The sequence below is a fragment of the Helicobacter pylori genome (assembly GCF_009689985.1).
GTDB classification, from domain to species: domain Bacteria; phylum Campylobacterota; class Campylobacteria; order Campylobacterales; family Helicobacteraceae; genus Helicobacter; species Helicobacter pylori_CG.
The window spans coordinates 1-24,799 of record NZ_QBAW01000001.1 but is presented as its reverse complement, the minus strand read 5'-3'; the positions used below and the strand labels follow the sequence as shown (position 1 = coordinate 24,799).

28 protein-coding genes, 1 tRNA gene and 1 pseudogene are annotated in these 24,799 nt (G+C 38.2%); 9 read left to right on the top strand and 21 right to left on the bottom strand.

Going from position 1 to position 24,799, the window contains the following annotated elements; genetic code table 11:
• Position 1 precedes the first annotated feature (1 nt).
• Genes DBU79_RS00150 through recG form a run of 3 tightly spaced genes read right to left on the bottom strand, consistent with a single transcriptional unit; the run spans position 2 to position 3,902 of the window.
• Complete coding sequence (locus tag DBU79_RS00150) at positions 2 to 589, bottom strand: site-specific DNA-methyltransferase (RefSeq protein WP_154411151.1); 588 nt, start codon at positions 587 to 589, stop codon at positions 2 to 4.
• A complete protein-coding gene (locus DBU79_RS00145) occupies positions 586 to 1,986 on the bottom strand; it encodes a site-specific DNA-methyltransferase (protein WP_154411150.1) in 1,401 nt (466 codons plus the stop codon). The genes DBU79_RS00150 and DBU79_RS00145 overlap by 4 nt, the downstream gene beginning before the upstream one ends.
• 50 nt (positions 1,987 to 2,036) lie before the next feature.
• Positions 2,037 to 3,902: an ATP-dependent DNA helicase RecG gene (gene recG, locus DBU79_RS00140; RefSeq protein WP_154411149.1), complete on the bottom strand. Its 1,866-nt coding sequence runs from the start codon at positions 3,900 to 3,902 to the stop codon at positions 2,037 to 2,039.
• Between the two features lie 81 nt (positions 3,903 to 3,983).
• On the opposite strand from recG, the gene DBU79_RS00135 reads away from it, so the two are divergent.
• Positions 3,984 to 4,337, top strand: a complete 354-nt coding sequence (locus DBU79_RS00135) for a hypothetical protein (protein ID WP_000837005.1) — start codon at positions 3,984 to 3,986, stop codon at positions 4,335 to 4,337.
• Positions 4,338 to 4,340: 3 nt separating this feature from the next.
• The gene (locus DBU79_RS00130) at positions 4,341 to 4,976 is read left to right on the top strand and encodes an outer membrane protein (protein ID WP_121296598.1); all 636 of its coding nucleotides are present in this window, start codon (positions 4,341 to 4,343) and stop codon (positions 4,974 to 4,976) included.
• Here DBU79_RS00130 and DBU79_RS00125 read toward each other — a convergent pair.
• Positions 4,973 to 5,725: an exodeoxyribonuclease III gene (locus tag DBU79_RS00125; RefSeq protein WP_000767562.1), complete on the bottom strand. Its 753-nt coding sequence runs from the start codon at positions 5,723 to 5,725 to the stop codon at positions 4,973 to 4,975. The two genes, DBU79_RS00130 and DBU79_RS00125, sit on opposite strands and share 4 nt — an antisense overlap.
• A gap of 99 nt (positions 5,726 to 5,824) precedes the next feature.
• Between DBU79_RS00125 and DBU79_RS00120 the strand changes: the two genes are divergently transcribed.
• Positions 5,825 to 5,900: transfer RNA gene (locus DBU79_RS00120), tRNA-Phe, on the top strand.
• A 2-nt stretch (positions 5,901 to 5,902) separates the two neighbouring features.
• Here DBU79_RS00120 and DBU79_RS00115 read toward each other — a convergent pair.
• On the bottom strand, positions 5,903 to 7,342 hold the full coding sequence (locus DBU79_RS00115) for a competence protein (protein WP_154411148.1): 1,440 nt from the start codon (positions 7,340 to 7,342) through the stop codon (positions 5,903 to 5,905).
• Between the two features lie 220 nt (positions 7,343 to 7,562).
• Positions 7,563 to 8,930, bottom strand: a complete 1,368-nt coding sequence (gene dnaA, locus DBU79_RS00110) for a chromosomal replication initiator protein DnaA (protein ID WP_154411147.1) — start codon at positions 8,928 to 8,930, stop codon at positions 7,563 to 7,565.
• 152 nt (positions 8,931 to 9,082) lie between these two features.
• Here dnaA and DBU79_RS00105 point away from each other — a divergent pair, with 152 nt between their 5' ends.
• The 4 genes from DBU79_RS00105 to thyX are packed head-to-tail and all read left to right on the top strand — an operon-like array spanning position 9,083 to position 12,348.
• A complete protein-coding gene (locus DBU79_RS00105) occupies positions 9,083 to 9,625 on the top strand; it encodes a nucleoside phosphorylase-I family protein (protein ID WP_154411146.1) in 543 nt (180 codons plus the stop codon).
• A gap of 42 nt (positions 9,626 to 9,667) precedes the next feature.
• Entirely contained in the window at positions 9,668 to 9,907 is a 240-nt protein-coding gene (locus DBU79_RS00100) for a DUF2443 domain-containing protein (protein WP_000461837.1), read from the top strand.
• Positions 9,908 to 11,701, top strand: a complete 1,794-nt coding sequence (gene glmS / locus DBU79_RS00095; RefSeq protein ID WP_154411145.1) for a glutamine--fructose-6-phosphate transaminase (isomerizing) — start codon at positions 9,908 to 9,910, stop codon at positions 11,699 to 11,701.
• 20 nt (positions 11,702 to 11,721) lie between these two features.
• A complete protein-coding gene (gene thyX, locus DBU79_RS00090; protein WP_021309381.1) occupies positions 11,722 to 12,348 on the top strand; it encodes an FAD-dependent thymidylate synthase in 627 nt (208 codons plus the stop codon).
• A 256-nt stretch (positions 12,349 to 12,604) separates the two neighbouring features.
• On the opposite strand, the gene DBU79_RS08020 is transcribed toward thyX, so the two are convergent.
• Positions 12,605 to 12,877: a CagY family CD-EC repeat-containing protein gene (locus tag DBU79_RS08020; protein ID WP_154411144.1), complete on the bottom strand. Its 273-nt coding sequence runs from the start codon at positions 12,875 to 12,877 to the stop codon at positions 12,605 to 12,607.
• 118 nt (positions 12,878 to 12,995) lie between these two features.
• Positions 12,996 to 13,262 (bottom strand): annotated as a pseudogene (locus DBU79_RS00080) (plasmid mobilization protein); the annotation flags it as partial.
• A gap of 144 nt (positions 13,263 to 13,406) precedes the next feature.
• Here DBU79_RS00080 and DBU79_RS00075 point away from each other — a divergent pair.
• Entirely contained in the window at positions 13,407 to 13,688 is a 282-nt protein-coding gene (locus DBU79_RS00075; RefSeq protein WP_128063415.1) for a jhp0828 family protein, read from the top strand.
• Between the two features lie 35 nt (positions 13,689 to 13,723).
• On the opposite strand, the gene DBU79_RS00070 is transcribed toward DBU79_RS00075, so the two are convergent.
• The 13 genes from DBU79_RS00070 to DBU79_RS00010 all read right to left on the bottom strand — a co-directional run bounded on the left by DBU79_RS00070 (position 13,724) and on the right by DBU79_RS00010 (position 23,809).
• Positions 13,724 to 15,964, bottom strand: coding sequence for an outer membrane beta-barrel protein (locus tag DBU79_RS00070; RefSeq protein WP_154411143.1), 2,241 nt, complete (start codon positions 15,962 to 15,964; stop codon positions 13,724 to 13,726).
• A gap of 200 nt (positions 15,965 to 16,164) precedes the next feature.
• The gene (gene mnmE, locus DBU79_RS00065; protein ID WP_195834197.1) at positions 16,165 to 17,517 is read right to left on the bottom strand and encodes a tRNA uridine-5-carboxymethylaminomethyl(34) synthesis GTPase MnmE; all 1,353 of its coding nucleotides are present in this window, start codon (positions 17,515 to 17,517) and stop codon (positions 16,165 to 16,167) included.
• Complete coding sequence (locus tag DBU79_RS00060; protein ID WP_154411141.1) at positions 17,510 to 18,304, bottom strand: Jag N-terminal domain-containing protein; 795 nt, start codon at positions 18,302 to 18,304, stop codon at positions 17,510 to 17,512. Before DBU79_RS00060 ends, mnmE begins: the two co-directional genes overlap by 8 nt.
• Positions 18,304 to 19,950 carry a membrane protein insertase YidC gene (yidC, locus tag DBU79_RS00055; protein ID WP_134889751.1) on the bottom strand — a complete coding sequence of 549 codons (1,647 nt, stop codon included), beginning with the start codon at positions 19,948 to 19,950 and terminating at the stop codon, positions 18,304 to 18,306. The genes DBU79_RS00060 and yidC overlap by 1 nt, the downstream gene beginning before the upstream one ends.
• A 5-nt stretch (positions 19,951 to 19,955) precedes the next feature.
• Positions 19,956 to 20,309, bottom strand: coding sequence for a membrane protein insertion efficiency factor YidD (gene yidD / locus DBU79_RS00050; protein WP_120909932.1), 354 nt, complete (start codon positions 20,307 to 20,309; stop codon positions 19,956 to 19,958).
• A complete protein-coding gene (rnpA, locus tag DBU79_RS00045) occupies positions 20,296 to 20,781 on the bottom strand; it encodes a ribonuclease P protein component (RefSeq protein ID WP_134889750.1) in 486 nt (161 codons plus the stop codon). The genes yidD and rnpA overlap by 14 nt, the downstream gene beginning before the upstream one ends.
• On the bottom strand, positions 20,741 to 20,875 hold the full coding sequence (gene rpmH, locus DBU79_RS00040) for a 50S ribosomal protein L34 (protein WP_001847286.1): 135 nt from the start codon (positions 20,873 to 20,875) through the stop codon (positions 20,741 to 20,743). The genes rnpA and rpmH overlap by 41 nt, the downstream gene beginning before the upstream one ends.
• Positions 20,876 to 20,946: 71 nt before the next feature.
• Positions 20,947 to 21,348: an ExbD/TolR family protein gene (locus DBU79_RS00035; protein WP_000755082.1), complete on the bottom strand. Its 402-nt coding sequence runs from the start codon at positions 21,346 to 21,348 to the stop codon at positions 20,947 to 20,949.
• Between the two features lie 10 nt (positions 21,349 to 21,358).
• Complete coding sequence (gene exbB, locus DBU79_RS00030) at positions 21,359 to 21,811, bottom strand: TonB-system energizer ExbB (RefSeq protein ID WP_000661837.1); 453 nt, start codon at positions 21,809 to 21,811, stop codon at positions 21,359 to 21,361.
• Between the two features lie 2 nt (positions 21,812 to 21,813).
• Positions 21,814 to 22,272, bottom strand: coding sequence for an SsrA-binding protein (gene smpB / locus DBU79_RS00025; RefSeq protein ID WP_000766498.1), 459 nt, complete (start codon positions 22,270 to 22,272; stop codon positions 21,814 to 21,816).
• Positions 22,269 to 23,075, bottom strand: a complete 807-nt coding sequence (locus tag DBU79_RS00020) for a 4-(cytidine 5'-diphospho)-2-C-methyl-D-erythritol kinase (protein WP_154411140.1) — start codon at positions 23,073 to 23,075, stop codon at positions 22,269 to 22,271. The genes smpB and DBU79_RS00020 overlap by 4 nt, the downstream gene beginning before the upstream one ends.
• A complete protein-coding gene (locus DBU79_RS00015; protein ID WP_000906444.1) occupies positions 23,072 to 23,302 on the bottom strand; it encodes a carbon storage regulator in 231 nt (76 codons plus the stop codon). Before DBU79_RS00015 ends, DBU79_RS00020 begins: the two co-directional genes overlap by 4 nt.
• An 18-nt stretch (positions 23,303 to 23,320) precedes the next feature.
• Positions 23,321 to 23,809: a peptidylprolyl isomerase gene (locus tag DBU79_RS00010; RefSeq protein ID WP_167599552.1), complete on the bottom strand. Its 489-nt coding sequence runs from the start codon at positions 23,807 to 23,809 to the stop codon at positions 23,321 to 23,323.
• 123 nt (positions 23,810 to 23,932) lie between these two features.
• Between DBU79_RS00010 and DBU79_RS00005 the strand changes: the two genes are divergently transcribed.
• Positions 23,933 to 24,721, top strand: coding sequence for a hypothetical protein (locus DBU79_RS00005; protein ID WP_154411139.1), 789 nt, complete (start codon positions 23,933 to 23,935; stop codon positions 24,719 to 24,721).
• Positions 24,722 to 24,799: the final 78 nt, after the last annotated feature.

The following is a 24,799-nucleotide window of genomic DNA, read 5'->3' as shown; positions in this document are numbered from 1 at the left end:
TCTACCCCCTAATCTTTAAATCGCCGCTCTCTAATTTCAAATCAAACAAATTACTGCCCAATTCCAAACACAGCCTATCGTTACTGATAGCGGGCATATACATGCTAATTTTTTCCACCCCTTTATCTTTCAAGTTTTCTAAAACCTCACTCATTTCTATATCCCCCACAATGAAAGCCGTATTTTGAGCCAGATACAAGGCGTTTTCAATCAAGCAAATTATAGGCGTAGTGAGATCCAAACCCTCACAGCCTAAAAGCTTGATTAAAATCGTTTGGGTTCCCCTTTTTTCAGGGTTAGAATAAGCGAACAAATCCTTTTGATGGGCTTGACTGAGATTTTTATCATTAGCATGCGTTTCATCATCAATGATTTCAAACGCTTGAAACCCCACATCTAAATCGGGGCAAGCTTCTTTGATTTTAACCCCCGCTCTTTTAATCCTTTCTTCGGTGATGTCAAAAATGCTTGGGGAGATGGATTTTAGGGTGTTCAAACAAAAATCATGCGCGCTTTTGTTTTTCTTGGGATCAATTTTTTCATCTAACTGGACGAGAATGAAGCGCCTTTCTTTAAATGCGGCGTTCAAGCCATTAAATAACCCCCCCCCCCCTCACTTAATTTTTGATAATCGCTCTTATTACTCTCTAACACGGCATGCGCGGTTGTCCCGCTCCCGGCGAAAAAATCTAAGATGATGTCGCCTTTTTCGGTAGCGATCCCAATAATTCTCTGCATAAATGCCATTTGCTTAGGATTATCAAAAACCATAATCCCATTAAACAATTCTTGTAATAGGGCATAGTCAGGGCGTTGATCATCACTCATTATAGATTTAGGACGCTGTGTATGATTTTCATCTAAATATCTTTTAAGAGTAGGCAAACTCCCATCTGTATGGAAATGAATGCGATCGTATTTAATTAACTCTTGTAATTTTTCTTTGGAATATCTAAATCCACCGGGCGGAATAGGGTCTTCTTGATTAGTCAAGGGGTTTATAATCTTAAACTTATTACCATTCTTTACACCTCCCAAATTATCCTTACGATAAAGCCCTTTTTCATCAAAATACCAATAATTTGTAAAATCCATAAATCTTGGATATTTTGTTAGTTCTTTTAATTCTTCTGTAATTTCATCATTACTTAAATTTTTATTTTGTAAAGTCTTAACCCTTGAATAATATTCTTTAACATTATTTTTTGGAATTTGCCATTTATCATTTTCATGTTTTTTACTTAAAAATGAAATATTTTTTGCATAAATTAAACAATATTCATGCGAAACAGAAATAAACAAACTTTGATTTTTAGAACTATTAGTATTCCTAACAATTTCAGCTACAAAATTCCCCTCCCCAAAAATCTCATCGCATAAAAGTTTGAGTTGGGCGGCTTCGTTATCGTCAATGCTGATGAAAATCACGCCGTCTTGTTTGAGCAAATCTCTAGCGAGTAGCAATCTAGGATACATGAAGCTAAGCCACCCGCTATGGCTTTTTGACCCAAAAAGATTCTTGATATAATCCAGCTTTTCTTTAGAATAGTCCAATTGTTTTAAAACCTCTTCATTGGATTGTGAGAAATCATCGCCATAAATAAAATTCTCGTTTTTCGTGTTGTAAGGGGGGTCAATGTAGATCATTTTGATTTTTTCACTATAGCTTTGTTTTAAGATTTTGAGAGCGTCTAAATTGTCGCCCTTGATGAGAATGTGCTTGCTCGTGGATTCATTTAAGGGCTTTAAAATCTTATGATTTTTCTTAAAAGCTTGATTTAAAGCGATTTTCTTACCCACAAAATCCAACCCATAGCCCTCTTCTTTTACCTCGCTAAAATCCCCTAGTAACGCTTTTAATTTTTTTGTGTCTAGCGTGAGCTTGTTATCATTTTCTATACTCAAGCAACCGGGAAAATAACGATTAAAAACCTCTACATTTTTTTCATTAACGCTTTTTTCTTCACTAATTTCTTTATTTTGCATTTCTATCCTTTATTTTAAATGATTTAAATTACCCAATTCCGCCTTAATTTTCAATTTTCAAATGTTCCATGTGAAACGCTAACGGCCTTTAAAAAATCTTGTTTCACTTCAGCGATAATGTTTTCATCTTTGGCTAAGTCAATGTATTCAAAACTATTCCCGCTCTGCTCCCCACCCTGGAGTAAATCCCCGCTTTTTCTGTATTCTAAATCCAATTCAGCGATTTTAAATCCGTCTAATTCATCAGCAAACTTTTCCAATCGTTCGTTTTCTTCTTGGATCGTGCATAAAAAACAATAGCCTTTCAAGCCATTACGAGAAACGCGCCCCCTTAACTGATGTAAAGTCGCTAAGCCTAACCTTTCGGGTGCTAAAACCACCATCACGCTCAATCGTGGTAAAGAAATGCCCACCTCAATGAGCGTAGTCGCTAAAAGAATACTCCCAAACTCTCTAAATTCTTCAATCACTTCTTCTTTATTTTTATCTTGCCCTGAAGTGGTATAAACATTTTTAAAGCGTTTTTGCCAAAAACTTGCCCCCTCACTGAGCGATAAATACGGGATTTTTTCGCTCTCATTCACCAGCGGATAAACGACAATGACTTGATGGTTTTTAGCGATTTCTTCGCTAATCTTTTCCATCACTATTTTAAAATCTCTTTTATGCAAAACCAGAGTTTCAATTTCTTTAGGATAAGGGATTTCTCTAATCATGGTCGTTTTCACAAACGCGCTTTTGGCTAAAGCCAGAGTGCGAGGAATGGGGGTAGCGGAAAATTGCAAAGAATGGGGTTTATTGCCCTTACTGCTCGCCATTTTTTCTAATTGGTAGCGCTGCTTGGTGCCAAATCGGTGCTGTTCATCAGTGATCACTAAAGCAAATTCATTCAAATCGCGCTTATCAAACAACAACGCTTGCGTGCCTATAACCACATGCGTGATTTTTTCAAACAAATGATTTTTTTTATGGCTCCCGCCGAGCAGTAATTCCACTTCAAAATAAGAGGGTAAAAATTTTAAGGCTTCGTTATAAAGCTGTTTAGCGAGAATGGAAGTGGGCGCCATTAAAAGGGTTTTATTAGGGTAGGCTAATACCATGCTCGCTAAAATCACCATTGTTTTCCCACACCCCACATCGCCTATAATCAAACGCTTGCACGCTATAGAGCTAGTGAGATCGCTTTGGATTTCTTTAATGGCGTTTTGTTGGTCGTTGGTGAGTTTAAAAGGTAAAGAAGCGATAAACGCTTTCAAGTGCTCGCTGTTATTAGGGCATGCGATTTTAGCGCCAAATTGCAATTTTTTGCGCTCTAAATTTTTCATATAAAAAAGCATTTCAATGTATTTTAATGCATTTAAATGTTGTGAAGGGAAATTTTTATTCGTTTCAAAATCCTTGACAAAATGCGGCGTGGGGAAAAAGATTTCTAACAATAGATGCGCGATATTCTCTTTAATGCCTTCCTTTTTTAAATTTTCTAAAGAAATAAGTTTTTGTAAATTTTCTTGTATTTTTTTATGATTTTTAACTTTTTTAAAAATTAAAGAAATTTTTCCAAATTCGGTAAGGATTTTAGGCGTGTTAATGATATAAGCTTGATTAAAAGAACTTTGCTCTAATTTACCATAAATAAACAAACTCTCGCCGGTTTTAAACTGGTTATGATGGAATGCGCTGTAATTGAAAAAAACAAGCTCTAAATTTTTGTAAAATCGTTTGGAATAGGCAAAAATCTTTAAAACTTTGGCGTAGTTTCTTTTATCTAAAATATCCACTTCTAAAACGCCGCTCAAGCCCAGTTCAAAATGTTTTAATAAATTCAAATCTTTATAGCCTTTAGGCGTATAAACAAGCAAGGCTTCTAAAAGCGATTTCATATTCAATGTTTTTAATAAATTATCTGTTTCTTGCAATTTGTTTTTACCCTGGCCAATCCTTAATCATTTTTATGATAAGATAATCAAATTATACATTGACTTAAGGAAATTTAATTGATGAAATCTAAAATCACTCATTTTATCGCTATCTCTTTTGTTTTAAGCCTGTTTAGTGCATGCAAGGACGATCCTAAAAAATCGTCCCAATCGCACCAGAACAACCACCAAACCACTAAAAAGACGCAAAACAATCAAAATAATCAAGCTAATAACGATGTAAAAAAAATTGAACATGAAGAAGATGATGAAAAAACTACCAAAGAAGTGAATGATCTGATCGATGAAGAAAATAAAGTTGATGAACTCAATGAAGAAAACGCTGATCTTTCACAAAAAAGAACGAACAATGTTTTGCAGCGAGCCACTAACCACCAAGACAATCTCAGCTCCCCACTCAACAGGAACTATTAAAGTTTGAAATTTTTTTCAAAGGATGTATTTAAAAAAGTAACCCCCTTATTTTTAAGCGTTTATTTTTTAAACCCTACCATTATGCAAGCTAAAAGCCGTTTTTATGTGGCTTCTCAATATCAGGTAGGCAAAATGATCATGAAAAAATACAACGATCTTAAACGCACGATTGAAGGGGCGAGCTTTTCTTTAGGCTGGGAGATTAACCCCACCAATTACTGGTTTTATTCTCGCTATTATTTTTTTATGGATTATGGGAATGTCATACTCAATAAAAGAACGGGCGCTCAAGCAAACATGTTCACTTATGGCTTTGGAGGGGATTTGATTGTGGAATACAATAAAAACCCCTTGTATGTTTTTTCCCTTTTTTATGGCATGCAAGTTGCCGAAAACACATGGACGATTTCCAAACACAGTGCGAATTTCATCATTGACGATTGGCGCAGCATTCAAGGGTTTTCGCTCAAAACTTCCAATTTCAGGATGTTGGGTTTAGTGGGGTTTAAATTCCAAACCGTGCTATTCCACCATGACGCTAGTATTGAAGTGGGGGTTAAATGGCCCTTTGCTTTTGAATACAACTCAGCCTTTGTAAGGCTTTTTTCTGTCTTTATTTCGCACACTTTCTATCTTTAAACTAATTCCAACCCTACCGGGCAATGATCGCTCCCTAAAATATCTTTATAGATTAAAGCGTCTTTTAAGCGTGTTTTTAAAGGGTTAGAGCATAAAAAATAATCAATGCGCCAACCAATGTTTTTATCCCTTGCTTGTTGCATGTAACTCCACCAGGTGTAAGCCTTTTCTTTGTTAGGGTAAAAATAACGGAAAGTGTCAATAAAACCGGCGTTCAAAAGCTCGTTGAATTTCCCTCTCTCTTCATCGCTAAAGCCCGCATTTTTTCGGTTTGTTTTAGGGTTTTCTAAATCAATTTCATTGTGAGCCACATTCAAATCCCCGCACACAATGACAGGTTTTTTTAACTCTAAAGCTTTTAAAAATTTTTTAAATTCCACTTCCCAACTCATGCGATAACTAAGCCTAGATAGGGCTTGTTGGGAATTAGGGGTATAAACATTCACTAAATAAAATGACTCAAATTCGCAAGTTACCACGCGCCCCTCTTTGTCATGTTCTTCCATATTGATACCATAGCTCACGCTCAAAGGCTCTTTTTTAGTGAAAGTTACCACCCCAGAATAGCCCTTTTTAATCGCGCAATTCCAAAAATCAAAATACCCTTTAAATTCAAAGGTGTTTTGTTCTTGCTGCATTTTAGATTCTTGAATGCAAAAAACATCCGCATCAACGCTATTGAAAAAATCCATAAAGCCCTTAGTCATGCAAGCCCTTAACCCGTTCACATTCCATGAAATCAATTTCATTGTAATCCTTGTTCCCTTTTGAGCAAATTATATTTTTTAGTCATTTTTTAAAAATTAAGCTTTATTTTACCTTTTTTATGTAATAATTGTCTTTTGCTTGGCTTGATAGCTCAGTCGGTAGAGCAGAAGACTGAAAATCTTCGTGTCGGTGGTTCGATTCCGCCTCAAGCCACCATCTTAAACTTCGTTGAATAAATAATTCCCCTTTTTGACACAAACAACACGAGAGTTTTCAATGCTCAAAGGCGTGCTTTTGGCTCGTGGTTGCTCTTCTATTTCTAAAACCATGCACACCCCTTCTTTTAAACGCACATGGTTTTTAACCCATTCTTTGTATTCACTGCTTTCTTTGACTATATCGTTTAAATAATGCCCCTCATACACTTCCACAAATTCCATGAACTTATCATTCAAATTCAATTCATTTTGCTTAACTTCACTCTTTCGTGTGGAAGAATAAGCCAATTCGCTGGTTTCATAGAAAGTCGGCTCTATCTGATCGTCTTGTTTGGGGCGCTCATAAGTGGCTTTCACTAATTGCGTGGTGATTTGATACTCGCTCTCCCACGCTTGTTTTAAAGGCTCTTCTATCAGATAGCATTGCCTAATCGTGCCGTCTTTTCGTGCTCTGGCCCTTTTACATTTTTCTGTAGAGCTTCTGGCTTGGAGAATGGTAAAATTGTTTTTAGCTTCAAAAGTTTGTGGCTCTTCTAAAGGCTCTGTTTTATGAACAGAGATTTTAGTATAGGGGGTAGTGATTTTACCGCTTTTATTTTCAGCGTTGCTGTAGTCGCAAGGGGTAATGTCTGTCGCAGTCTGTTTGTCTTCATCAATGCGTTTTAAAATGCTTGGGCGATAGGCTTGTAAATTTTCATCATCATAGACCCACTTCCCGCACGCAAATTCTTTAACATTAGGATCTCTAATCGCTTGTTTTTCCACACTATCCCTATTTTCATTGCTTTCATTGTGTTCATTAATATTAGCGTTAGGGGTGTTGTTAGGGAGCGTTTTTTCAGTGGGTGGCGCTACAAAGAGGTTGTTTTCTTGATCTTCTGAAGAATGCTTTAAAGGGGGTTTAGTGTCGTTTGTTGGCGTTTTAACTTCATTAGCGGAATTTATTTTATTAGGAGTGGCTAAAGGTTGTAAAAGGCTGTTTTTAGGGTTTTTAGAGCCTAGTTTGGACTCTGAGTAAGAGAAGTTTTGAGGAGATTGTTGCGATGAAGTGGGTTTGTTTTGTGGTTTTTGTATGGGCGCGTTTAAAGAAGGCATTTGGTGCGGGTGTGGCTCTTTCAACTCTTTTGAAGAAAAAACAATTTGGGTGTTTCTAGGGATAGTAGGGCGGTTAGGGTTTAAGATCGTTTCTAAAGAAAGTTTTTCATCAAGGGGTTGATAGACAATTGCAGTGGATATGTGGGTGATAGTGAGCGTGAGTTTTTTGTGTGGGGAGATATTATAAACGCCTAAAACTTGCCTTGGTTCTTTAGAATCAAGGACTTTAGCCTTAAAAGTGCCTTTATGCGGCGAAGTTTTGATTTCTTCTAAAAGCTCGATCACAAGGGCTTGAAGAGGGTTAGAGAAAGTCAGAAAGAAAGACAGACAAAGGGTTTTTTTCATGTTGATTCCTTTTTATTTTAAATTATAGCTTAAAAAAAGGTTTAGTAAAAGTTATAAATAAGTTATAGATAGGTAACATTTTGATTAATAATAATTAGTAACAGTAGTAGGGGCGTGAATGAATGGAATGAAAAATGAAAAAGCTTTAGAGGTGTGCGTTTTTAGGGGGGTTGCGGGATTTGAAAAGAAGTGAATGAAACGCTTTTTGATAAGCCTTTTTTCATTCACTTGAATTGAAAGCAGTTTTTTTATCGTTTAGTTCGTTCAAGCGGTTTTTGATTTCTTCTCTAAGGCTTGAGATAAAAGGGCTTTTTTCTTCTTCAAGCATTTTTTTAACGCCAGAATACATTTTAGAAATGCTTGAATGATCCTTTAAATCCAAAAATTGAGCGAGCGAGAGCGTGGGGTTAGGGGTATAAAGCCTGGCGAAATACACGACTAATTTTCTCGCCAGAGCGACATTTTTTTGGCGCGAAGAGATTTTGATCTCGCTGGATTTGAGATTCAAGCTTTGCGCGACAGCGAGTAGGATATTTTCTAAGCTTGAGCCTTCGGCATGATCTTTTTGCAAATCTTCTAAAACGGTTTTAGCGAGGTTCAAATCAATGGAAGCGTTCATTAAGTTCGCGTTCACGCTGATTTTAATGATCGCGCCTTCCATTTGGCGGATATTGTCGCTGATGTGTTGGGCGATGTATTCCATCACCTCTTCAGGTAAAGTGATTTTATTGAGCTGGCATTTTTGTTTGACAATGGAAAGTTTGGTTTCTAAATCAGGGGGCATGACTTTAGCGGTTATCCCCCATTCAAAGCGCGATTTTAAGCGATCTTCTAAGCCGGCGATGTTTTTAGGCGATCGGTCTGAAATCAATACGATTTGTTTGCTGTTGGCGTGCAATTCGTTAAAGGTGTGGAAAAATTCTTCTTCTAGCTTGGGTTTTCCTTGCAAAAATTGAGCGTCATCTAACAAGAAAAAGTCGCAATGGCGGTATTTTTTTTTAAAAGAATCCATGGTTTTGTTGTCTAAATGCTTTAAAAAGTCTGTCAAAAAATCTTCTGAAGTGACTAACACGACTTTTTTATGCTTTTCTAGGGCATGGTTACCGATAGCGTTTAAAATGTGTGTTTTGCCTAACCCTGTGCCGCCATAAAAAAGCACCGGGTTATAAGGGGGCGTATCGCTTTGGGCGACTTTTTTAGCGATTTCATAAACGGTGTTATTGCATGAGCCTACGACAAAATTTTCAAAAGTGTAAGAGTCTTTGACGCTCGTTTTTACCGCTTTGTAATTGATATTAGATTGGGTGCTAACTTGGATTTTAGGCGCTACTTCAATACGCACATCCACGCTATGGGCTAAATGCATGCCGACTTTATTCTGGCTTAAAATTTCTTTAAGCAACGCGCCGTATTTAGCCGTAATCGTGGTGCATAAGACTTTGTTTGGGGCATAAAAAAAGGCAATATCGCTCTTGCTCGCGTTAGGGTTGTATTTGAGTTGGCTCAAGTAATTTTCATACTCTATGGGGCTAACTTTTTGTTTGGCTAGCACCAAGATTTCTTTTTCAATATTGTTGTTGGTATCCATGGCGTTATTATAGCGTGAATCAGTGGTGGATGAAAAAGGAATAGCATGTGAATGAAATGTGAATGAAGCCTTAAAATTAAGGTGTTTCTTTTAAGGGTTTGTCTATAATGCTTGCTTTATAATAAGCTAATGGATGCGAAAAAAGGATTTTCATGCTGCTTTGCGCTGGAAGGAATGAAACTTTAAAAGGGGCGGTGCCTATTGGTGTGGGCTTGATAGGAAGCGTGATTAATTTAACGAGAATGTGTTTAAAAAACCCTGATACAGAAAGTCTTATTTTTATAGGGAGTGCGGGGAGTTATAGCCCAGAAATTGAGCTTTTAAGCGTGTTTGAAAGCATTCAAGGCTATCAAATTGAAGAGAGTTTTAGCCATTTAAACAGCTACACGCCTTTGGATAATTCCATTCACATAGAAACTGAAGAGAAAGCTCTTTTTGAAAGGGTGGGCGTGAATAGCAGTAACTATATCCACACCAGCGAAATGTTTGCTAAAAAAATGGTTCAAAAGGGCGTTTTATTAGAAAATATGGAGTTTTTTAGCGTTTTGAGCGTGGCTAAGGCGTTTTCTTTGAAGGCTAAGGGGATTTTTTGCGTGAGTAACCATGTGGGACTTAACGCGCATAAAGAATTTAAAGAAAACCATGCCAAAGTCAAACAGATTTTAGAAAACATCATTGATAGTTTAATAATTTAATAGTTTAGCTATCATGGAGCATTCTAAATTAAAGGCGATCACATGTTTGAAAAAATACGCAAGATTTTAGCGGATATTGAAGATTCGCAAAATGAAATTGAAATGCTTTTAAAATTAGCGAATTTGAGTTTGGGGGATTTTATTGAGATTAAAAGAGGGAGCATGGACATGCCAAAGGGCGTGAATGAAGCGTTTTTTACGCAATTAAGCGAAGAAGTGGAGCGCCTAAAGGAGCTTATCAACGCTTTAAATAAGATCAAAAAAGGGTTATTGGTGTTTTAAATGTGTGGGATTGTAGGTTATATAGGGGATAGTGAGAAAAAATCCATTCTTTTAGAGGGCTTAAAGGAATTGGAATACAGAGGTTATGACAGCGCGGGCTTAGCCGTATTGAGCGGCAATTGTTTGGAAGTGTTTAAAACTCAAGGGAAATTAGAAAACCTTAAATCAGAGCTTAAAAATAAAGAGTTTTTAAATTTTGGCGTGAGTATCGCTCATACTAGATGGGCCACGCATGGCAAGCCAAGCAGCGCAAACGCCCACCCGCATTTTACAGAAAATTTAGCCTTAGTGCATAATGGCATCATTGAAAATTACGCAAGCTTGAAAAAAGAATTAGAAAATAAAGGGCATGCGTTTTTAAGCCAAACGGATACGGAAGTGATTGCGCATTTATTAGAAGAAACGCTTAAAAGCGAGAGCGATTTATTGAAAGCTTTTGAAAAAAGCATCAGCCTTTTAAAAGGGAGTTATGCGATTTTAATGCTCCATAAAAGGGCTAAAGAGAGCTTGTTTTACGCTAAATCTTCTTCGCCTTTAATCGTGGGTAAGGGCAGAGAGGGGGTGTTTTTTGCGTCCAGTTTGAGCGTGTTAGCCCCTAAAGTGGATCAATTTGTCATTTTAGAAGAAAACAGCGTGGGGCAGATTTCTTTAGAAAATTTTAAAGATTTAAAACACATTGAAAACATGAAAGATTACGCTTTTGAGGATAAAGATTATTCTAAAGGGGATTTTAGGAATTATTTAGAAAAAGAGATTTATGAACAACATAGCAGTTTGTTAGAGTGCTTAGAGGGGCGCTTGGAAGCCTTGAATGTGTATTGCGAGATCGATCCTAAATTTTTAGAAAATGTGAGTGAAATCACGCTGTGTTCTTGTGGGAGCAGTTACCATGCGAGTTTAGCGAGCGTGTATTTGTTTGAAAGATTAGCCAAAATAAGAGCGAGGGCCATTTTAGCGAGCGAATACCGCTACGCTCATTTTAAAAGCAACCCTAACGAGCTTTTTATAGCGATTTCTCAAAGCGGCGAAACCGCTGACACTTTAGAGGCGTTAAAGTTAGCCAAAGCCCAAGGGCTTAAAACCATTAGCTTGTGTAACGCTCCCTTTAGCATGATGAGCCGCATTAGCGATCATGTGCTTTTGATTAGAGCGGGGGTGGAGAGGAGCGTAGCATCCACTAAGGCGTTTTCTTCGCAAGTGATGCTTTTATGGCTTTTGAGCGTGTATCTAGGCAAACAGCTAGGGACCATCTCTAAAGAAGAAGAAAAAATCCAGGCTAAAAACATGCTCAATAGCGTGAATGCGATGAAAGTAGAGTCTAAATTGCATGAAAAAATCAAGCGCTTATCCAAACGCTACTTGCATGGGCATGGCTTTTTTTATATCGGGCGCGATGTGTTTTACCCACTCGCTTTAGAAGGAGCGTTGAAACTTAAAGAGATCAGCTACTTGCACGCTGAGGGGTATGCGAGCGCGGAGATGAAGCATGGGCCTATTGCGTTAGTGGATTCCAACCTTTTTACCATTGCTTTATTGTCTAAACATTTGTTGTTTGATAAAACCAAAAGCAATATTGAAGAATTGAGCGCTAGGGATTCTACGATTTGCGTGTTAAGTTCTGAAATTTTAGAGATCGCTGATGATTTTATCCAATTAGAAGAGAGCGAAAGCTACATGGAAGAATTTTTCCGCATGAATTTAGCGATGCAACTTTTAGCCCTAGAAATCGCTATGCGTTTAAATCACGATGTGGATCACCCAAGAAACTTGGCTAAAAGCGTTACCGTGGAATAAAAGCGATTAGGAGTCAAATAATGGAAGTGATTTGTAAGCATTACACCCCTTTGGACATTGCAAGCCAAGCGATCCGCACTTGCTGGCAGAGCTTTGAATACAGCGATGATGGAGGCTCTAAAGATAAGGAATTGATCCACAGGGTGGGGAATATTTTTAGGCATTCTTCCACTTTAGAGCATCTTTATTACAATTTTGAAATCAAGGGTTTGAGCAGGGGAGCGTTGCAAGAATTGAGCCGGCACCGCATAGCGAGCTTGAGCGTGAAATCAAGCCGTTACACTTTAAGGGAATTGAAAGAAGTGGAGAGCTTTTTACCCCTTAATGAAACAAATTTAGCGAGAGCCAAAGAGTTTTTAGTGTTTGTGGATAATGAAAAAGTGAATGAAATGAGCGTTTTAGCTTTGGAAAATCTCAGAGTTTTATTGAGCGAGCATAACATTAAAAACGATTTAGCCAAATACGCCATGCCAGAGAGCTATAAAACGCATTTAGCGTATAGCATTAACGCTAGGAGCTTGCAAAATTTATTGACTTTAAGAAGCAGTAATAAAGCCTTAAAAGAAATGCAAGATTTAGCCAAAGCCTTATTTGACGCTTTACCTTGCGAGCATCAATATTTGTTTGAAGATTGTTTGAAACACTAGATTTAAAAAATACCGCTTCAATAACGCTAATTCTTTAATGTTTTAAAAACGCCTTGTTTTTAGCGTTTGACTAGATGAAGTTTAAGGGGGTTTGTTGTAGGATTTCATCACGCCCCATAGTTGCGATATGGGGCAAACTACCTTGAAAGGAGCATGCCATGAAACACAAAAATGGCAAACGCTCTTGGAGATCATTATACTTTGAGTTTGCTTTTTTAGGGCTTAAAGTGATCGTTTCTGTGAAACGCTGATTTTTCTAAGAGCGTTCCCTTAAGCTTAAAAGCTTAGGGGTTTCCTTGTAAAGTGGGTTTGTCCTTGACTTTTGGGGCGTTTTATAGGCTTCTAAGCTGTTTTTATCTAAAATCTCTTTCCTCAAGTTTTTGGGGAGATTTTTGACACATTCTTTTCTGTCGGCTTCAGTTTTGGCGTTTTTCAAACAATCTAGAGCCTGTTGTTCCAAAAGTTTCCTAGCTTCAGGCGTGAGCAGTTTCTCATATGGCTCTAAGAGATAGCTTGGCAAAAAACACATTCCATTAGACACTTTTGAGATCATTTTGGAAGCAAACGACAATGGCTAATCTTTACATTGCAGAAAAAGCTAGCATGGGTCGTCTGATCGCTAGCGCGCTTTCAAATGATTACAACGCTCCTTGATTAGTATTGAGACATTTAGCGATTGGGTTTAAATTGTTTCCCCACTTAGCTAATTCAATAATTAGCTCTTTATTGACAATCGCTTTTTGTTTTTTAAATTTTGTTGGAGTTTGTGAGTTTTGGTGTAAAAGAGAGTTTAAAACTAATTGAGAGAAGTTTAAATTTTTTTCTTGCATTTGAGTTTGGATAGTTTGCCATTGTTCTTTAGATAGCCTAAGGCTTTTAATGATTTGTTTGTTTGTATCCACTTGTTTTCTCATTTGATTTTTAGTGGGTCAAGGGGGATTGCCCCATTGCAAGAATAAGCGGTATTTATAGCCGCCGTTATTTGTGGTTACCCATTTTATTGTGGTTAAGTTTGGATATAATGGGGTTATTATGATTGATTGAGTTAAGGAGATAAGATGTTAAAAAATGTAGAAATGGGGGCTAATTTTTATAAAGAGCTTGGCAAATTAGAAAAACAATTAGCTAAATATCAAAATAAGGTTTTAGAAATTAAAACACAAATGAAAGAGATTAAAAAGCGATATTCTCAAGCTAAGAAAGATGAGAATTTAGCTAGTAAATATATTCCTAATGATGAGTTAAAAAAAGATTTATTAGATATTGATAATCCTAATACGACTGAAAACTTTAAACCTAAAAATGCTAGTGAAATTTGGCAATTCGCTCTTAATTCTTAGGAGTCAATAGAGAGTTAAAGAATATTTTTAACCCCCTAAAACACCCACCCATAATTAAAAAACACTTTAAAATGGCTGCCCCCTTCATTGAGGGTGATAGAATTGGTGGTTACGCCATCGCTAGAAACGACCCTAGATTTCAACTGGACTAAAGGAACGCTAATGCCTACAGAATATTTAGAATGCTTGTAGCGGTAATTCAACCCACCGGTCACATTTAAATTACCGCTCCCTTTGTATTGGTTCAACAAATAATAGCTGTTGTATAAGCCCCTTAACCCCCCAAACACCCCAAGAGATGAAGTGAAAACTTTCTTGGTTAGATTGTTTTTAGGGTTCTTTTCGTTAGTGTAATTGGTGATAAAATCAAACAGCACATCCATTCCCACACCATAGCTTAATTGTTGGATTTTTTCGTTATTGGCTTGAGCGTAGTTGTATTTGATAATGCCATAAGAAGACAGCCCTAGGTAATCATTAAAATATTTTTGATAGCCCATTTTAAGATTAACGCCTAATAGGGGGGCTCCAAATGGCCGTGAGGTTTTTGAAGTGCGATAGGTGGTAGTGCTAGATTTAGAAGATGAAAGGCTTTGACTGATCGCGCTAAGCATAGTGGTCGCAAAATCTTGCGTGTTCAAACTAGCGTTTAAATAGTTGGTTTGGCTGCTCAAATTGGTAAAATCCACCGGTAGGGCGTTTTGATCAATGAGTTGTTGCCAAACAGCGGTAGTAACCCCTATAAGCCCAGCGGGGACTTGAGAGCAATCAGTATAAATGGAATTGGGGTAACTGCTAGGGAAAGCGGGCTGACCTTGACCGCCAAAACGAGAACACACATCATAGGTAGAGCCATCGGTGTCTCGCACTTCTTTCCCATTGTCAAACACTTGCACTTCTTGCCCGTTCACTTGCTCTATTTTTCCGCCCTGACAGCGCTCTTCTGGTCCATTGTTTTCTTCACACATGCGCACTCTTTGATAAGTCATGTTCCCATTATGCGTATAGCCTAAAGTATGGCCGTATTCATGGATGATGTCTCTTAATTGCATGATGGCGACTTTATTCAATTCTTTGCCAAATAGTATTTCAGGGTCTAAGAAAGGAGACAATATCCCCAAAGCGCCAAAATTGGTGCCATCATCGCCTGGGCCATTCGGGCCACCATATTGAGACCCTAGCCCTAAATCCCCTCCTCTTGGGGGCAAGAGATTCACATAAAGATTATTCGTAACTCTATAGCTATAGATAACATCTTGCGGCGTTAATATCACTGAGCCTGTTTGCCCGTTTTCTATATTGTATTCATCTCCAGCATTTTTAGCGATCAATTTAGGATCAACAAGCCCATCGTTGTAAGGATTCACGCATGTAGAATAATTAGAAAAACATGGTGCTGATAAGTTGTTGTCGCTAAATTGGAAAGGAGCGTTTTTAACGGCGTCTTCCCAAGATTTAGAGTCAAACACCGCCATCATGTTCAGCATTAAATTGGTCAAATTTTTAGCGTCTTGAGAGGTGAAAGGCGGCACTTTAGCCACACAATTTGCTTGGTTTTCGTATGGAGGGCATGGGGGTTTAGAACCAGTGCTGTTACCGCTAGAAAATTGGTTGTAATTGATATAAGTCATTTGAAGATTGGTTGTAACCTTGCTGAGCTTATCAAACAGATTCTGCGTGCTGGCATCAGAAAATCGTGTGGTGGCAGTTTGGAGCTGTTGGAAGCCGTCAGCGTTAAGCTGCGGATCGTTAAACAAGCTTGCGGGCAGAATGATTTGAGATTGTTTAGGGATAGTCTCTATCACGCCTAAACTGACTACATTGCCTTGATCGTCCGTATAACTCAGCTCAATGTTGTTTAAATTATAGGGCAGGAAGTTTTGTATCATAATCAAGCTGTTATTGCCATAGCCTGCTTCTTCAGCGCTTTCTTGGTTATAAGCGGTTACGTACACAGGGGTTAAAGAATAAAAGGTTAAGTTGGTGATATTATTCTCTGCAAACAACTCAGTCGCATTCTTTAAAATGGTGCTTTGGGAGATGTAGTATTTCCCATAGGTGCTTTGAGGGGTAATGGGTTTTGGTTTGGGTTTGGGTTTGGGTTTTTCTTGAGTGGTGGCTATGGTTTGTTCTTGGGTTTGTGTGCCTTGTAATAGCCCGGTTTCAAACCCAGCTTCTATAAAAAAGCCGTCTTTTTGGTGTTTTTGAAAGGCTTCAACAGCGGTGAATGATCCGATTAGGGACAAACAAATCGTTCTGCTAACGAGTTTTAGCATGAAATCTCCTTAATGGTCTTTTTTAACATTTTTACTCAAAAGTAGTTGATAGTATGTATATGTTTTAAACTAGCTTATTTTACCCCTTTTTGAAAAATGGCAGTATGGTTTTTTGCAAATACGGGTATTAAACGGCACTAATGGGTAAAAAGTCTTAAAAAGCAGCGCTAAAAAGGGTTTTAATCTATTCTTTAGCGATTTCATTTGCCTAGGCAAAATTCGCTGAACATGCTATCAAGCATCTGGCTGGTTTCATAAGGGCGGGTGAGCAAGTTCAAGTTTTCTATCGCGCTTAAAATATGATAAGAAAAAAGCTCCAAAGTTTCTAAATGGTTTTTAGCGTTTTGCAATTCAATAATGGCGTTTTCTAGGGCGGTTTTTTGGGCTAGGGAAGTGAGTAAGAGCTTGTTTTGAGTGTCTAGTTTGGGGAAAAACTCACTGATTTTTTGGCTCAAATCTTTCAAACAAGCCTTGGAATTTAGGGTGTTAGTTTCTAGGATAGAATAAGGGATTTTAAGATAAGATTTTAAAATTTCAAGCTCTAGTTTGGGGGCTAGATCGTTTTTATTCAAAACAACAATGCAAGGCTTTTTAGCGCGATTAAGGGCGTCAATGATAGTAAAATCTTCTTTTTCTAGGGGTTTAGAAAGATCAAACACGCCTAAAACAATGTCGCAATTTTCTAAACTTTTAAGGCTTTTTTCAATCCCTAAACGCTCTAGTTTATCCGCGCTCTCTCTAATGCCAGCGGTGTCAATCAAGCGCACCTTATGCCATTGTAGTTCAATGACTTCTTCTATGGTGTCTCTTGTCGTGCCTTTAATATCGCTCACTAAAGCCCTTTCTTCTAAAAGCATGGCGTTTAACAGGGAGCTTTTGCCGGCATTGGGTTTGCCAACAATGCTTAAGGCATGCCCTTTGTTTTTTTGTTTTTGTGCGTTAGAAAAATCCAGTAAATCTTTAAAAGAGGCGATTTGTTTTTCTAAATTAAAAGACACTTCCTTTAAAAAATCGCTAGGAATGTCTTCTTCGCTATAATCAATCAAAACTTCTGAACTCGCCAAAAGCTTTAAAAGATCGTTCCTGGCCTCTTCAATAAAGATTTTTAACTCGCCCTTAAGCTGCCTGGCTAGAGCGTTTAAAACGCTTTCATCTTCACAAAGGATGAGCTGAACGCTCGCTTCAATCTCGCTCAAATCCATTTTATGGTTTAAAAAGGCTTTTTTGCTAAATTCCCCCGCTTTAGCAAGCCTGGATCCTAAATTCAAGCAAGCTTGTAAGATATTTTGCGCTAAAAGGGGGCTTCCATGGCATTGGATTTCGCACACATCTTCACCGGTGAAACTATAAGGGGCTTTGAAATAAATGACTAACGCTTTGTCTAATAAAACACCATTAGAAAAAATATCGCACACGTAAGCGTATCTGGGGGTGAAGTCTTGTTTTTGGGTGAGTTGTTTGAGGATGTTTAGGGCGTTATGGCCGCTGATTTTAATGATGCTAATCGCTCCCTTGCCTAAAGGGGTAGCGATAGCGGCGATGGTGTCATTCATTGTTAAAGTCGTTGATAACGATGTATTTTTCATCGTTTAAGTTGGTTTTGATAGAGACATATTTGTTAGGGAACGCTTTTCGTAATTTCTTTAAAGCGATATAGGTTAAAACGCCATCAGGGGCTTTCATCTGCCCCTTACCCACTTCATGCACGGTCATGATCGTGCTTTGGAGTTGCGCTTCCATAACCTTTTCTTGGTTTTGCAAAAAGGTGGAAATTTCTAAGCGGATGCTATAGCCATAAGCAGGGTGGATCCAATTAAAGAGCAAGTAAGAAAGGGCTTTGTAACGATAACCCTTTTCGCCAATTAAAAGAGCGGAATCTTCGCCATCAATATCGATCAATAAAACCCCCGGTTCATAAAGACTCACTTCCACTTTATTGATTTTATAGGGCAAATGGGAGAATAAGTCTTTCAATTCTTGCTTAATTTCATGGAGTTTGTCTCCACTATGAGATTCTTCTTTAAGGTTTTTTTTAGGGGGTTTAGGGGTGATTCTTTCTTCTTGCAGTGTTTCTGTTTCTAAGTTTTGTTTTTTTCCTTCTGTGCTTTGATGGATTTCTTTCGTGTCAATTTCTTTAACGCTCTCTTCTTTAACCTCCTTAACGCTTTCTTTAACGCCCACTAAAATAATGGCTTCTTTTTTACCGATGTTTAAAAAACCTTTAGAGGGCGTTTGAATGACTTCATATTGCAAATTAATAATGGGGCAATTCAAGGCGATAGAAGCTTGAATGAGGGCTTCTTCTAAGGTTTTGGCTTTGATTTCAATAGGATTTTGCATCAATGTTCCTTTTTGTTTTGCGCATGCGCTCGTTTTTTGTTCTCTAAGACTTTATTGATGATGAGTTGTTGCAACACCGAAAGGATGTTGTTCGTGGTCCAATACAAGACTAACCCTGCAGGGAAAGTGATTAAAAAGATTGTGAATAATAGGGGTAGGAGTTTAAAAATCTTTGCTTGCATGGGATCGGTCATGGTGTTTGGCGTAACGCTTTGGTGCCAATACATAGACGCTCCCATAAGAAGCGGTAAAATAAAATACGGATCCATGATGGATAAATCATGAATCCATAGAATCCACTCTGAGCTTTTCAATTCCACAGCGTTATAAAGCACTCTATAAATGGCAAAAAACACCGGGATTTGTAAGATTAAAGGCAGACAGCCCCCTAGCGGGTTAGCCCCATGTTTTTTGTAAAGCTGCATCATGTGGGCTTGCAACTTTTGGGGTTCGCCCTTGTATTTTTCTTGGAGTTCTTTCATTTTAGGGGCTAATTCCTTGAGCTTTTGCATGCTCACCATGCCTTTATAGCTTAAGGGGTAGAGGATAATGCGCACGATAATCGTTAAAAAAATGATAGCCCAACCCCAATTACCCACGAATTGATACAAATAATCCAGTAAAACAAACACGCCTTTGGCAAAGAAAGTGATTAAGCCATACTCTATCACATCAGTGAGCATCGGTGAAATCGCTTTCAAAGAGCGGTAATCTTTAGGGCCAATATAGCCATGCAAATTTGCTTCATTTTTAAGGGAAATGAAGCCTAAGGGGTTTTTAGTGCCGATTTCTGAATCAATTAAGGCTTCAAAACCTTGAGAATCTTTAGTGAAAAGCAAGGTGGTGAAATACCTATCCACGCTGGATAAAAAGAGGGTGTTAGAAAAGCGTTTGATTTCTTTAGCGTCTTTATCTTCAATTTTTTCAATTTTTTTGTCGTTATTTTCTAAAAGCACGCCTGAAAAGGTGTAGCTGTCCAAATCAGCCACCGGCCTGTAACCATTGGTGATGACATAGCTAGGGATAAGGTTATTGGGCGATTTGAATGCGATTTGTAAATCATAATGCAAATCATCATAGAAAGTCAGGGTTTTAATGATAGTAAGAGCGCCTAAATCTTGGGTTAAAACGAGTTGTTCGTTAGGCCCAAGGGTGGTTTTTGAAGCGCTATAAGGGGTGTTGAACGCTTTATTATTGAGCGTGGGGTCTAAAAAACGCACTTCTAAAGGCTTGAGTTTATCGGCTGCTAAAAGGGGGAGCTCTTTTAGGGGGGGTTGCGCGTTTTCTTTGGAGCTAAAAAGATGGCCCACATGCTCTAAAAAGCCCTTTTGTTTAGGGGTTAGATACTTTTTATCCTTGAGATAAACCTGTTTGATGCGCCCTAAAAAATCAATTTCAATCCTGGCATGCTCAAAAGAAATCGTGCTTAACAAACTCTCTTGTGGGGTTGTTTGAGTAACGCTAAAATGTTGGGCGTTGGGCGCGTTAGGACTTGTTGTTGCGTGGTTGTTGGTTGTTTCTTGCTTTGTGGTTTCGGTTGTTGTTTTGTTTGGTTTTTGGAAAAAATAGCTATAAAGAGCGATAAACAAGAAAGACAGAGCGATCGCTAAAATCAAGCGGAGATTATTATTGTTGTTTTTATCCATTGTGATTAAACCTTAATGATGTAGTAAGTTGCGTGGCTTTTGGTGGGAACGAGCCAAAAAGTAATGGTTTTAAAATTGCGATTAGAATCTTTATGAGATTGGATCAGGCTTGGGCGTTTCAAGCGAGTAGTAGGGTAAGCAATGCCTCCAGAGCAAAAAGGGTTGCATGAGAGTATCCTTATAGCGATCTTACCCATAGCGCTCAAAGGGTTTTCAAAACAGAGCAACCATAGAGCGTAGTTGGAGCAAGTGGGGTAAAACCGACAGCTTGAAGGGGTGAAAGCCGAAAAAAAGCGTTGGTAACCCCTAATTGATGCCGTAAAAATCGCGCTCAAAAAAGGCGTTTTATTGTTTCGCATAGGTATGAGTTATTCCTTTTTTCAAGTCTTTTAAGGCTTTGTTCATATAGTTTTTAATGGAAGTTAGCATTTCTAAAAAATGTTTTTCTAAAGCCCAAAAATCCAAATGGTAACAATCGCTTCTAGGCACAAACACCAAAGCAAGCCCTTGACAAAGAGCGGCATGCTTTAATGTAAGCGAACGCAAACGGCGTTTGATAAGGTTTCGTTTCACGGCGTTGCCGACTTTTTTGGACACGCTCAAGCCTAATAAATAAAGCGTTTTTTTGTCTTTAAGCCTATAAGAGAGCGGATCTTTAAAGCCCTCTTTTCCTTTTGGCGGCTCTTTTGACAAATCCAAAACAAAGAGCGAAAAAAAAGGGTTATGTTTTTTAAACCCCTTTTGATAAACCCTATCAAACTCACTCTTGTTTTTTAAAGAGTCATAGGGTTTAGACGGAAAGCTTTTTTCTGCCCTTAGCTCGTCTGGCATTAATCACCTTGCGCCCGTTTTTGGTTTTCATTCTCACAAGAAAGCCATGGGTTCGCTTTCTTGGTGTGTTGTGTGGTTGGTAAGTGCGTTTCATTTAAAACTCCCTTGATAAAAATTAAACATAAACACAGATTTTAGCTAAAGAATGCTAAAAATTGACTAAAACTAATTTTTTTGATTCTTTTTATCTTCAACAAGAATGTAAAGTTGTTTCAGATTGTTCGTTTGCAATAAATCCACGACTTTGATAAAGTTATCCAAATTGCTTTTCTTATCGCCTTGCAAGACAATAGGGGTGTCTTTAGCCAAAGTGGAAACCTTGTGCTTTAAATTTTCAAAGCTGATTTCTTTATCGTCAAAATAAAAAGAACCCTTATTAGAAATGGCGATCGTAACTTGTTTTTTGTCCAACACATCTTTAGAATCAGTGCTGTCTTTATCCACTTGAGGAATGCTGATAGGGAGCTTTGAAGTTTGCACAAAAGACGCCGTTGTAAGCACGATCACCAACAACACAAGCATGATGTCAATGAAAGGCACCACATTCATGGATTCTACTTTTTTCACCGCTCAATCCTTAGGCTTTGTTATAAATCTCATGGGATTGCGTGTCAACCGGGTGGTGGAAAATATCCCATTTAGTGACTAAAATCTCGCTTTTTCTCACGAGCAAATTATAAATCACAATCGCAGGGATCGCTACCAATAGCCCCATACCGGTCGCTTTTAAAGCAAGGGCTAAATTAGTCATGATCGCTTTAGTGTCAATGCCAGAAGCGGATCCTAAATCCATAAAAGTGAGCATGATCCCCATAACCGTTCCTAAAAGACCGATATAAGGAGCGTTTGAGCCAATCGTGGCCACTAAAGTCAGTCGTTTGTGTAGGGCTAGCTCTAATTTACGCCTGTCTGTGTAGTCATCTACACGAAGAGTGGCAAAAAACCACAACCTTTCTATTGCGATCGCTATAACGATAACAGAGAGAAAGATCAAAAACCCTATAATCCCATAATCTACCATTTCTTTCATTATTATCCTTTAAAGTGGTGTTTTAAATCAGCAAGAATTTCTTTATTGAGTGCTTTTTCTTTGAGACTTTGTCTTTTGTCGTGCAATCTTTTTCCTTTCACTAAAGCAATTTGGATTTTAGCTTTATTCCTTTGGTTAAAATACAATTTCAATCCTACGATACTCAAGCGTTCTTTAGACGCTTCAATTTGCCATTTCAATAATTGCTTTTTGTGTAAAAGCAACTTACGCTCTCGCCTTTCATTGGGCTTGTAATACGCGTGGATTGTATCTAAATATGATATATGAACACCAAATAAAAAAGCTTCTCCTTTGATTATTTTAACAAAATTATCTTTTAAATTCACCCTAGTTTGCCTCAAAGCCTTCACTTCAGAGCCTAAAAGCACTAATCCCGCTTCCAAAGTTTCCAAAATTTCATAGTCAAAATAGGCTTTTTTATTGCTGGCAATGAGTTTCATTCGCCCCCTTTTAACGCAGGCTTTAGTCTAAAAAACGCGCTCCCGCTCCCGCTAAAAAACCACTCCTTGCCTAATTCGCTTTCTATATCTCTTAAGGCTTGGTTAGTGAGTAAAGCCGGTTTTAAAAGATCGTTTAATTCGTTTCTATCATAAGTCTTTAGGCATTCTAAACTCGGTTTTTTAAGCCACTCTTTAGCTTGAGAAAAACAAGTTTCAGGCTTATAGGCTTGATAAATGGCTTTGGTGCTGCAAAAAACATGATTTGGCGCATAAATTTCTAGGCGATTTTCTAAAGGCTCTTCTTCAAAATTTTCAACAACTTCGCCATAAGAAGTAGCGTTAGCGCTTTTGTGTTGCGAGATGAAAAAGTTGGTGTCTGTGCCCACTAAAGATCCCATGCGATAAAGTTCTTCTAAACTCAAACGCCAGTCAAAAATCTGATTTAAATGATACAATAGCCCCCCAGCATCAGCGCTCCCACCGCCTAATCCGGCTTGAGTGGGGATGTTTTTTTCCACTTCAATCGCTAGGGTGTCTAGGGATTTGATGGCAGAATGAGAGAAATTTTTTGATTTTAAAAAATTTTTTAAAATTTGGAGGGCTTTAAAGAGCGAGTTTTCTTCCAAAGGGCAGTCAAAATCCCCTTTTAGTGAAAAGGAAAGCGCGCTTTTGACGCTGATAATATCCTTTAATTTGTCTTTGACTAAACACATGCGAGAAATGAGCTTATGGTAAGCCCCTTCTTTGTGAAGGATTTTTAAAAAAATATTGACTTTAGGATAAACTTCAAAAACATGCGTCAAGGCTTAATGACCTTTTTGATGTTCTCTAACAAGCTTTCATCTACGGACGCAGAAGCTTTTTGGTTTTCGCTCACAATGGCCTCTTTGAGTTCAGCGCGCAAAATAAGGGTGCTTTCAGGTGCTTCAAACCCTAAACGCACGCTCCCTCTATCTATGGAAATGACTTTAATGTGGATGTTATCATCAATGACAATCCCTTCATTAACTTTGCGGCTGAGTATGAGCATGTCTAATCTTTTGTTCCTTTATAGAGAAGAGCTAAACACAACGCTTTCTATTATATCGCCTTGCTTGATTTTATCCAAAACGCTAAGGCTTTCTGCACTAGCGATCTTGCCAAACACGGTGTGTTCGCCATCTAAATGGGGCAAATCTACAAAACACAAGAAAAATTGACTCCCTCCTGTGTCTCTTCCGGCGTGCGCCATAGAGATAGAGCCTCTTTTGTGCTTGTTAGGGTTGTGGGCCACTTCGCATTTAATGCGATGCTCTGGCCCGCCTGTGCCTGTGCCATAAGGGCAACCTCCTTGAGCCACAAAGCCGGCGATCACACGATGGAAGTTAAGCCCGTTATAAAAACCCTCTTTAGCCAAAGTTACAAAATTACTGACCGCTTGGGGCGCATCTTTGTAAAAAAGCTCTAGGGTGATATGGCCTTTATTGGTTTTGATCGTGGCGTAAGCGGTTTTTGCAAGCTCTTCTTCTTTGATATCATAAGTTTTAATTGGTTTCATCATCAACCTTTGCGATAAGCTTTTGTCATTCAAATGCTCTATTATAGCAATAAATTAAAACAATTGGTATTTTAGCCGATAGTGTCGTAGGATGCTTTTGAAATTCAAGCGATAAGTTGGATAATGGTGCGTTGGCATAAAAGATTAGCAGTTAGTTGTTGTATCGTTTTATTTTCATGCATGATGAACGCTAATAACGCTAATAATATCCAAATCGTTAGAGACGATCCGCCCCTTGATCCAACGCTCCCTGCATGGGTTTATTCTGTTGCGTTATTGAAAGTGTATTTTAGCGATGGGACTTATAAAGAAGGCTATGCGACTTTGCTCAAAAACGGGCGTTATATCGCTTCTTCTGAAACGCTTTATTCTAATGGCTTATACCCTAAAATGATTTTAGCCAAAATGCAAGACAGCAGCGCTAAAGAACTGATTTGTATAGCCAGCTTGCGTCTTGAAGCGATGGATAGGGATCAAGGGCTTTCGCTTTTAAAAACCGCCGATTTTAGAGACGATTATTGCCATAAAAGAGAAGAGAGTTATTATCATGCAAGGATTTATGCCAAATACGCTCAAACTTTTCATTCAAATCCTTATACCAATCAAAAAACACCCAATTCTGATCTCTACTACCCAGCGTTAAATGAGGGAAATTCTTTTTCTATACAGATAACGGATATTTCTGTGGCTGAACTTTTGAAATCTAAAAAGCTTCTTTCGCTTGATAGTTCTTTTAAAAAGGGGAGCGTGTTGTGGGGAGGGAGGCCCTATTTTAGCGAAGTGGGGGAGTTTATGGGAATGGCTAGCAGCACTTTAGAAAACCAAGAAAGTCTGGTGATTATCCCTAAAGAAAAGATCGTGCAATTTTTAAGCGCTCTAAAAAATCAAAATATTTTCCCAAACATTCCCTAGATTTAAGCAAACCTTAAGCTTTCTATGACTATACTTTCATTTCCTTGTTTCAGCAAGGGCTTTTAAAGAGCCGCTTGA

Bases quoted from the DNA above. Each gene is read 5' to 3' on its own strand.
- mnmE (WP_195834197.1), bottom strand. From the start codon at position 17,517: ATGAATGACACCATCGCCGCTATCGCTACCCCTTTAGGCAAGGGAGCG.
- yidD (WP_120909932.1), bottom strand. From the start codon at position 20,309: ATGCGAAACAATAAAACGCCTTTTTTGAGCGCGATTTTTACGGCATCA.
- DBU79_RS00010 (WP_167599552.1), bottom strand. From the start codon at position 23,809: ATGAAACCAATTAAAACTTATGATATCAAAGAAGAAGAGCTTGCAAAA.
- DBU79_RS00015 (WP_000906444.1), bottom strand. From the start codon at position 23,302: ATGCTCATACTCAGCCGCAAAGTTAATGAAGGGATTGTCATTGATGAT.
- yidC (WP_134889751.1), bottom strand. From the start codon at position 19,950: ATGGATAAAAACAACAATAATAATCTCCGCTTGATTTTAGCGATCGCT.
- thyX (WP_021309381.1), top strand. From the start codon at position 11,722: ATGGAAGTGATTTGTAAGCATTACACCCCTTTGGACATTGCAAGCCAA.
- DBU79_RS00070 (WP_154411143.1), bottom strand. From the start codon at position 15,964: ATGCTAAAACTCGTTAGCAGAACGATTTGTTTGTCCCTAATCGGATCA.
- DBU79_RS00115 (WP_154411148.1), bottom strand. From the start codon at position 7,342: ATGAAAAAAACCCTTTGTCTGTCTTTCTTTCTGACTTTCTCTAACCCT.
- dnaA (WP_154411147.1), bottom strand. From the start codon at position 8,930: ATGGATACCAACAACAATATTGAAAAAGAAATCTTGGTGCTAGCCAAA.
- DBU79_RS00145 (WP_154411150.1), bottom strand. From the start codon at position 1,986: ATGCAAAATAAAGAAATTAGTGAAGAAAAAAGCGTTAATGAAAAAAAT.
- glmS (WP_154411145.1), top strand. From the start codon at position 9,908: ATGTGTGGGATTGTAGGTTATATAGGGGATAGTGAGAAAAAATCCATT.
- DBU79_RS00060 (WP_154411141.1), bottom strand. From the start codon at position 18,304: ATGCAAAATCCTATTGAAATCAAAGCCAAAACCTTAGAAGAAGCCCTC.
- DBU79_RS00125 (WP_000767562.1), bottom strand. From the start codon at position 5,725: ATGAAATTGATTTCATGGAATGTGAACGGGTTAAGGGCTTGCATGACT.
- smpB (WP_000766498.1), bottom strand. From the start codon at position 22,272: ATGAAACTCATTGCCAGCAATAAAAAAGCCTATTTTGACTATGAAATT.
- DBU79_RS00075 (WP_128063415.1), top strand. From the start codon at position 13,407: ATGTTAAAAAATGTAGAAATGGGGGCTAATTTTTATAAAGAGCTTGGC.
- DBU79_RS08020 (WP_154411144.1), bottom strand. From the start codon at position 12,877: ATGTGTTTTTTGCCAAGCTATCTCTTAGAGCCATATGAGAAACTGCTC.
- DBU79_RS00005 (WP_154411139.1), top strand. From the start codon at position 23,933: ATGGTGCGTTGGCATAAAAGATTAGCAGTTAGTTGTTGTATCGTTTTA.
- exbB (WP_000661837.1), bottom strand. From the start codon at position 21,811: ATGAAAGAAATGGTAGATTATGGGATTATAGGGTTTTTGATCTTTCTC.
- DBU79_RS00105 (WP_154411146.1), top strand. From the start codon at position 9,083: ATGCTGCTTTGCGCTGGAAGGAATGAAACTTTAAAAGGGGCGGTGCCT.
- rnpA (WP_134889750.1), bottom strand. From the start codon at position 20,781: ATGCCAGACGAGCTAAGGGCAGAAAAAAGCTTTCCGTCTAAACCCTAT.
- rpmH (WP_001847286.1), bottom strand. From the start codon at position 20,875: ATGAAACGCACTTACCAACCACACAACACACCAAGAAAGCGAACCCAT.
- DBU79_RS00100 (WP_000461837.1), top strand. From the start codon at position 9,668: ATGTTTGAAAAAATACGCAAGATTTTAGCGGATATTGAAGATTCGCAA.
- DBU79_RS00135 (WP_000837005.1), top strand. From the start codon at position 3,984: ATGAAATCTAAAATCACTCATTTTATCGCTATCTCTTTTGTTTTAAGC.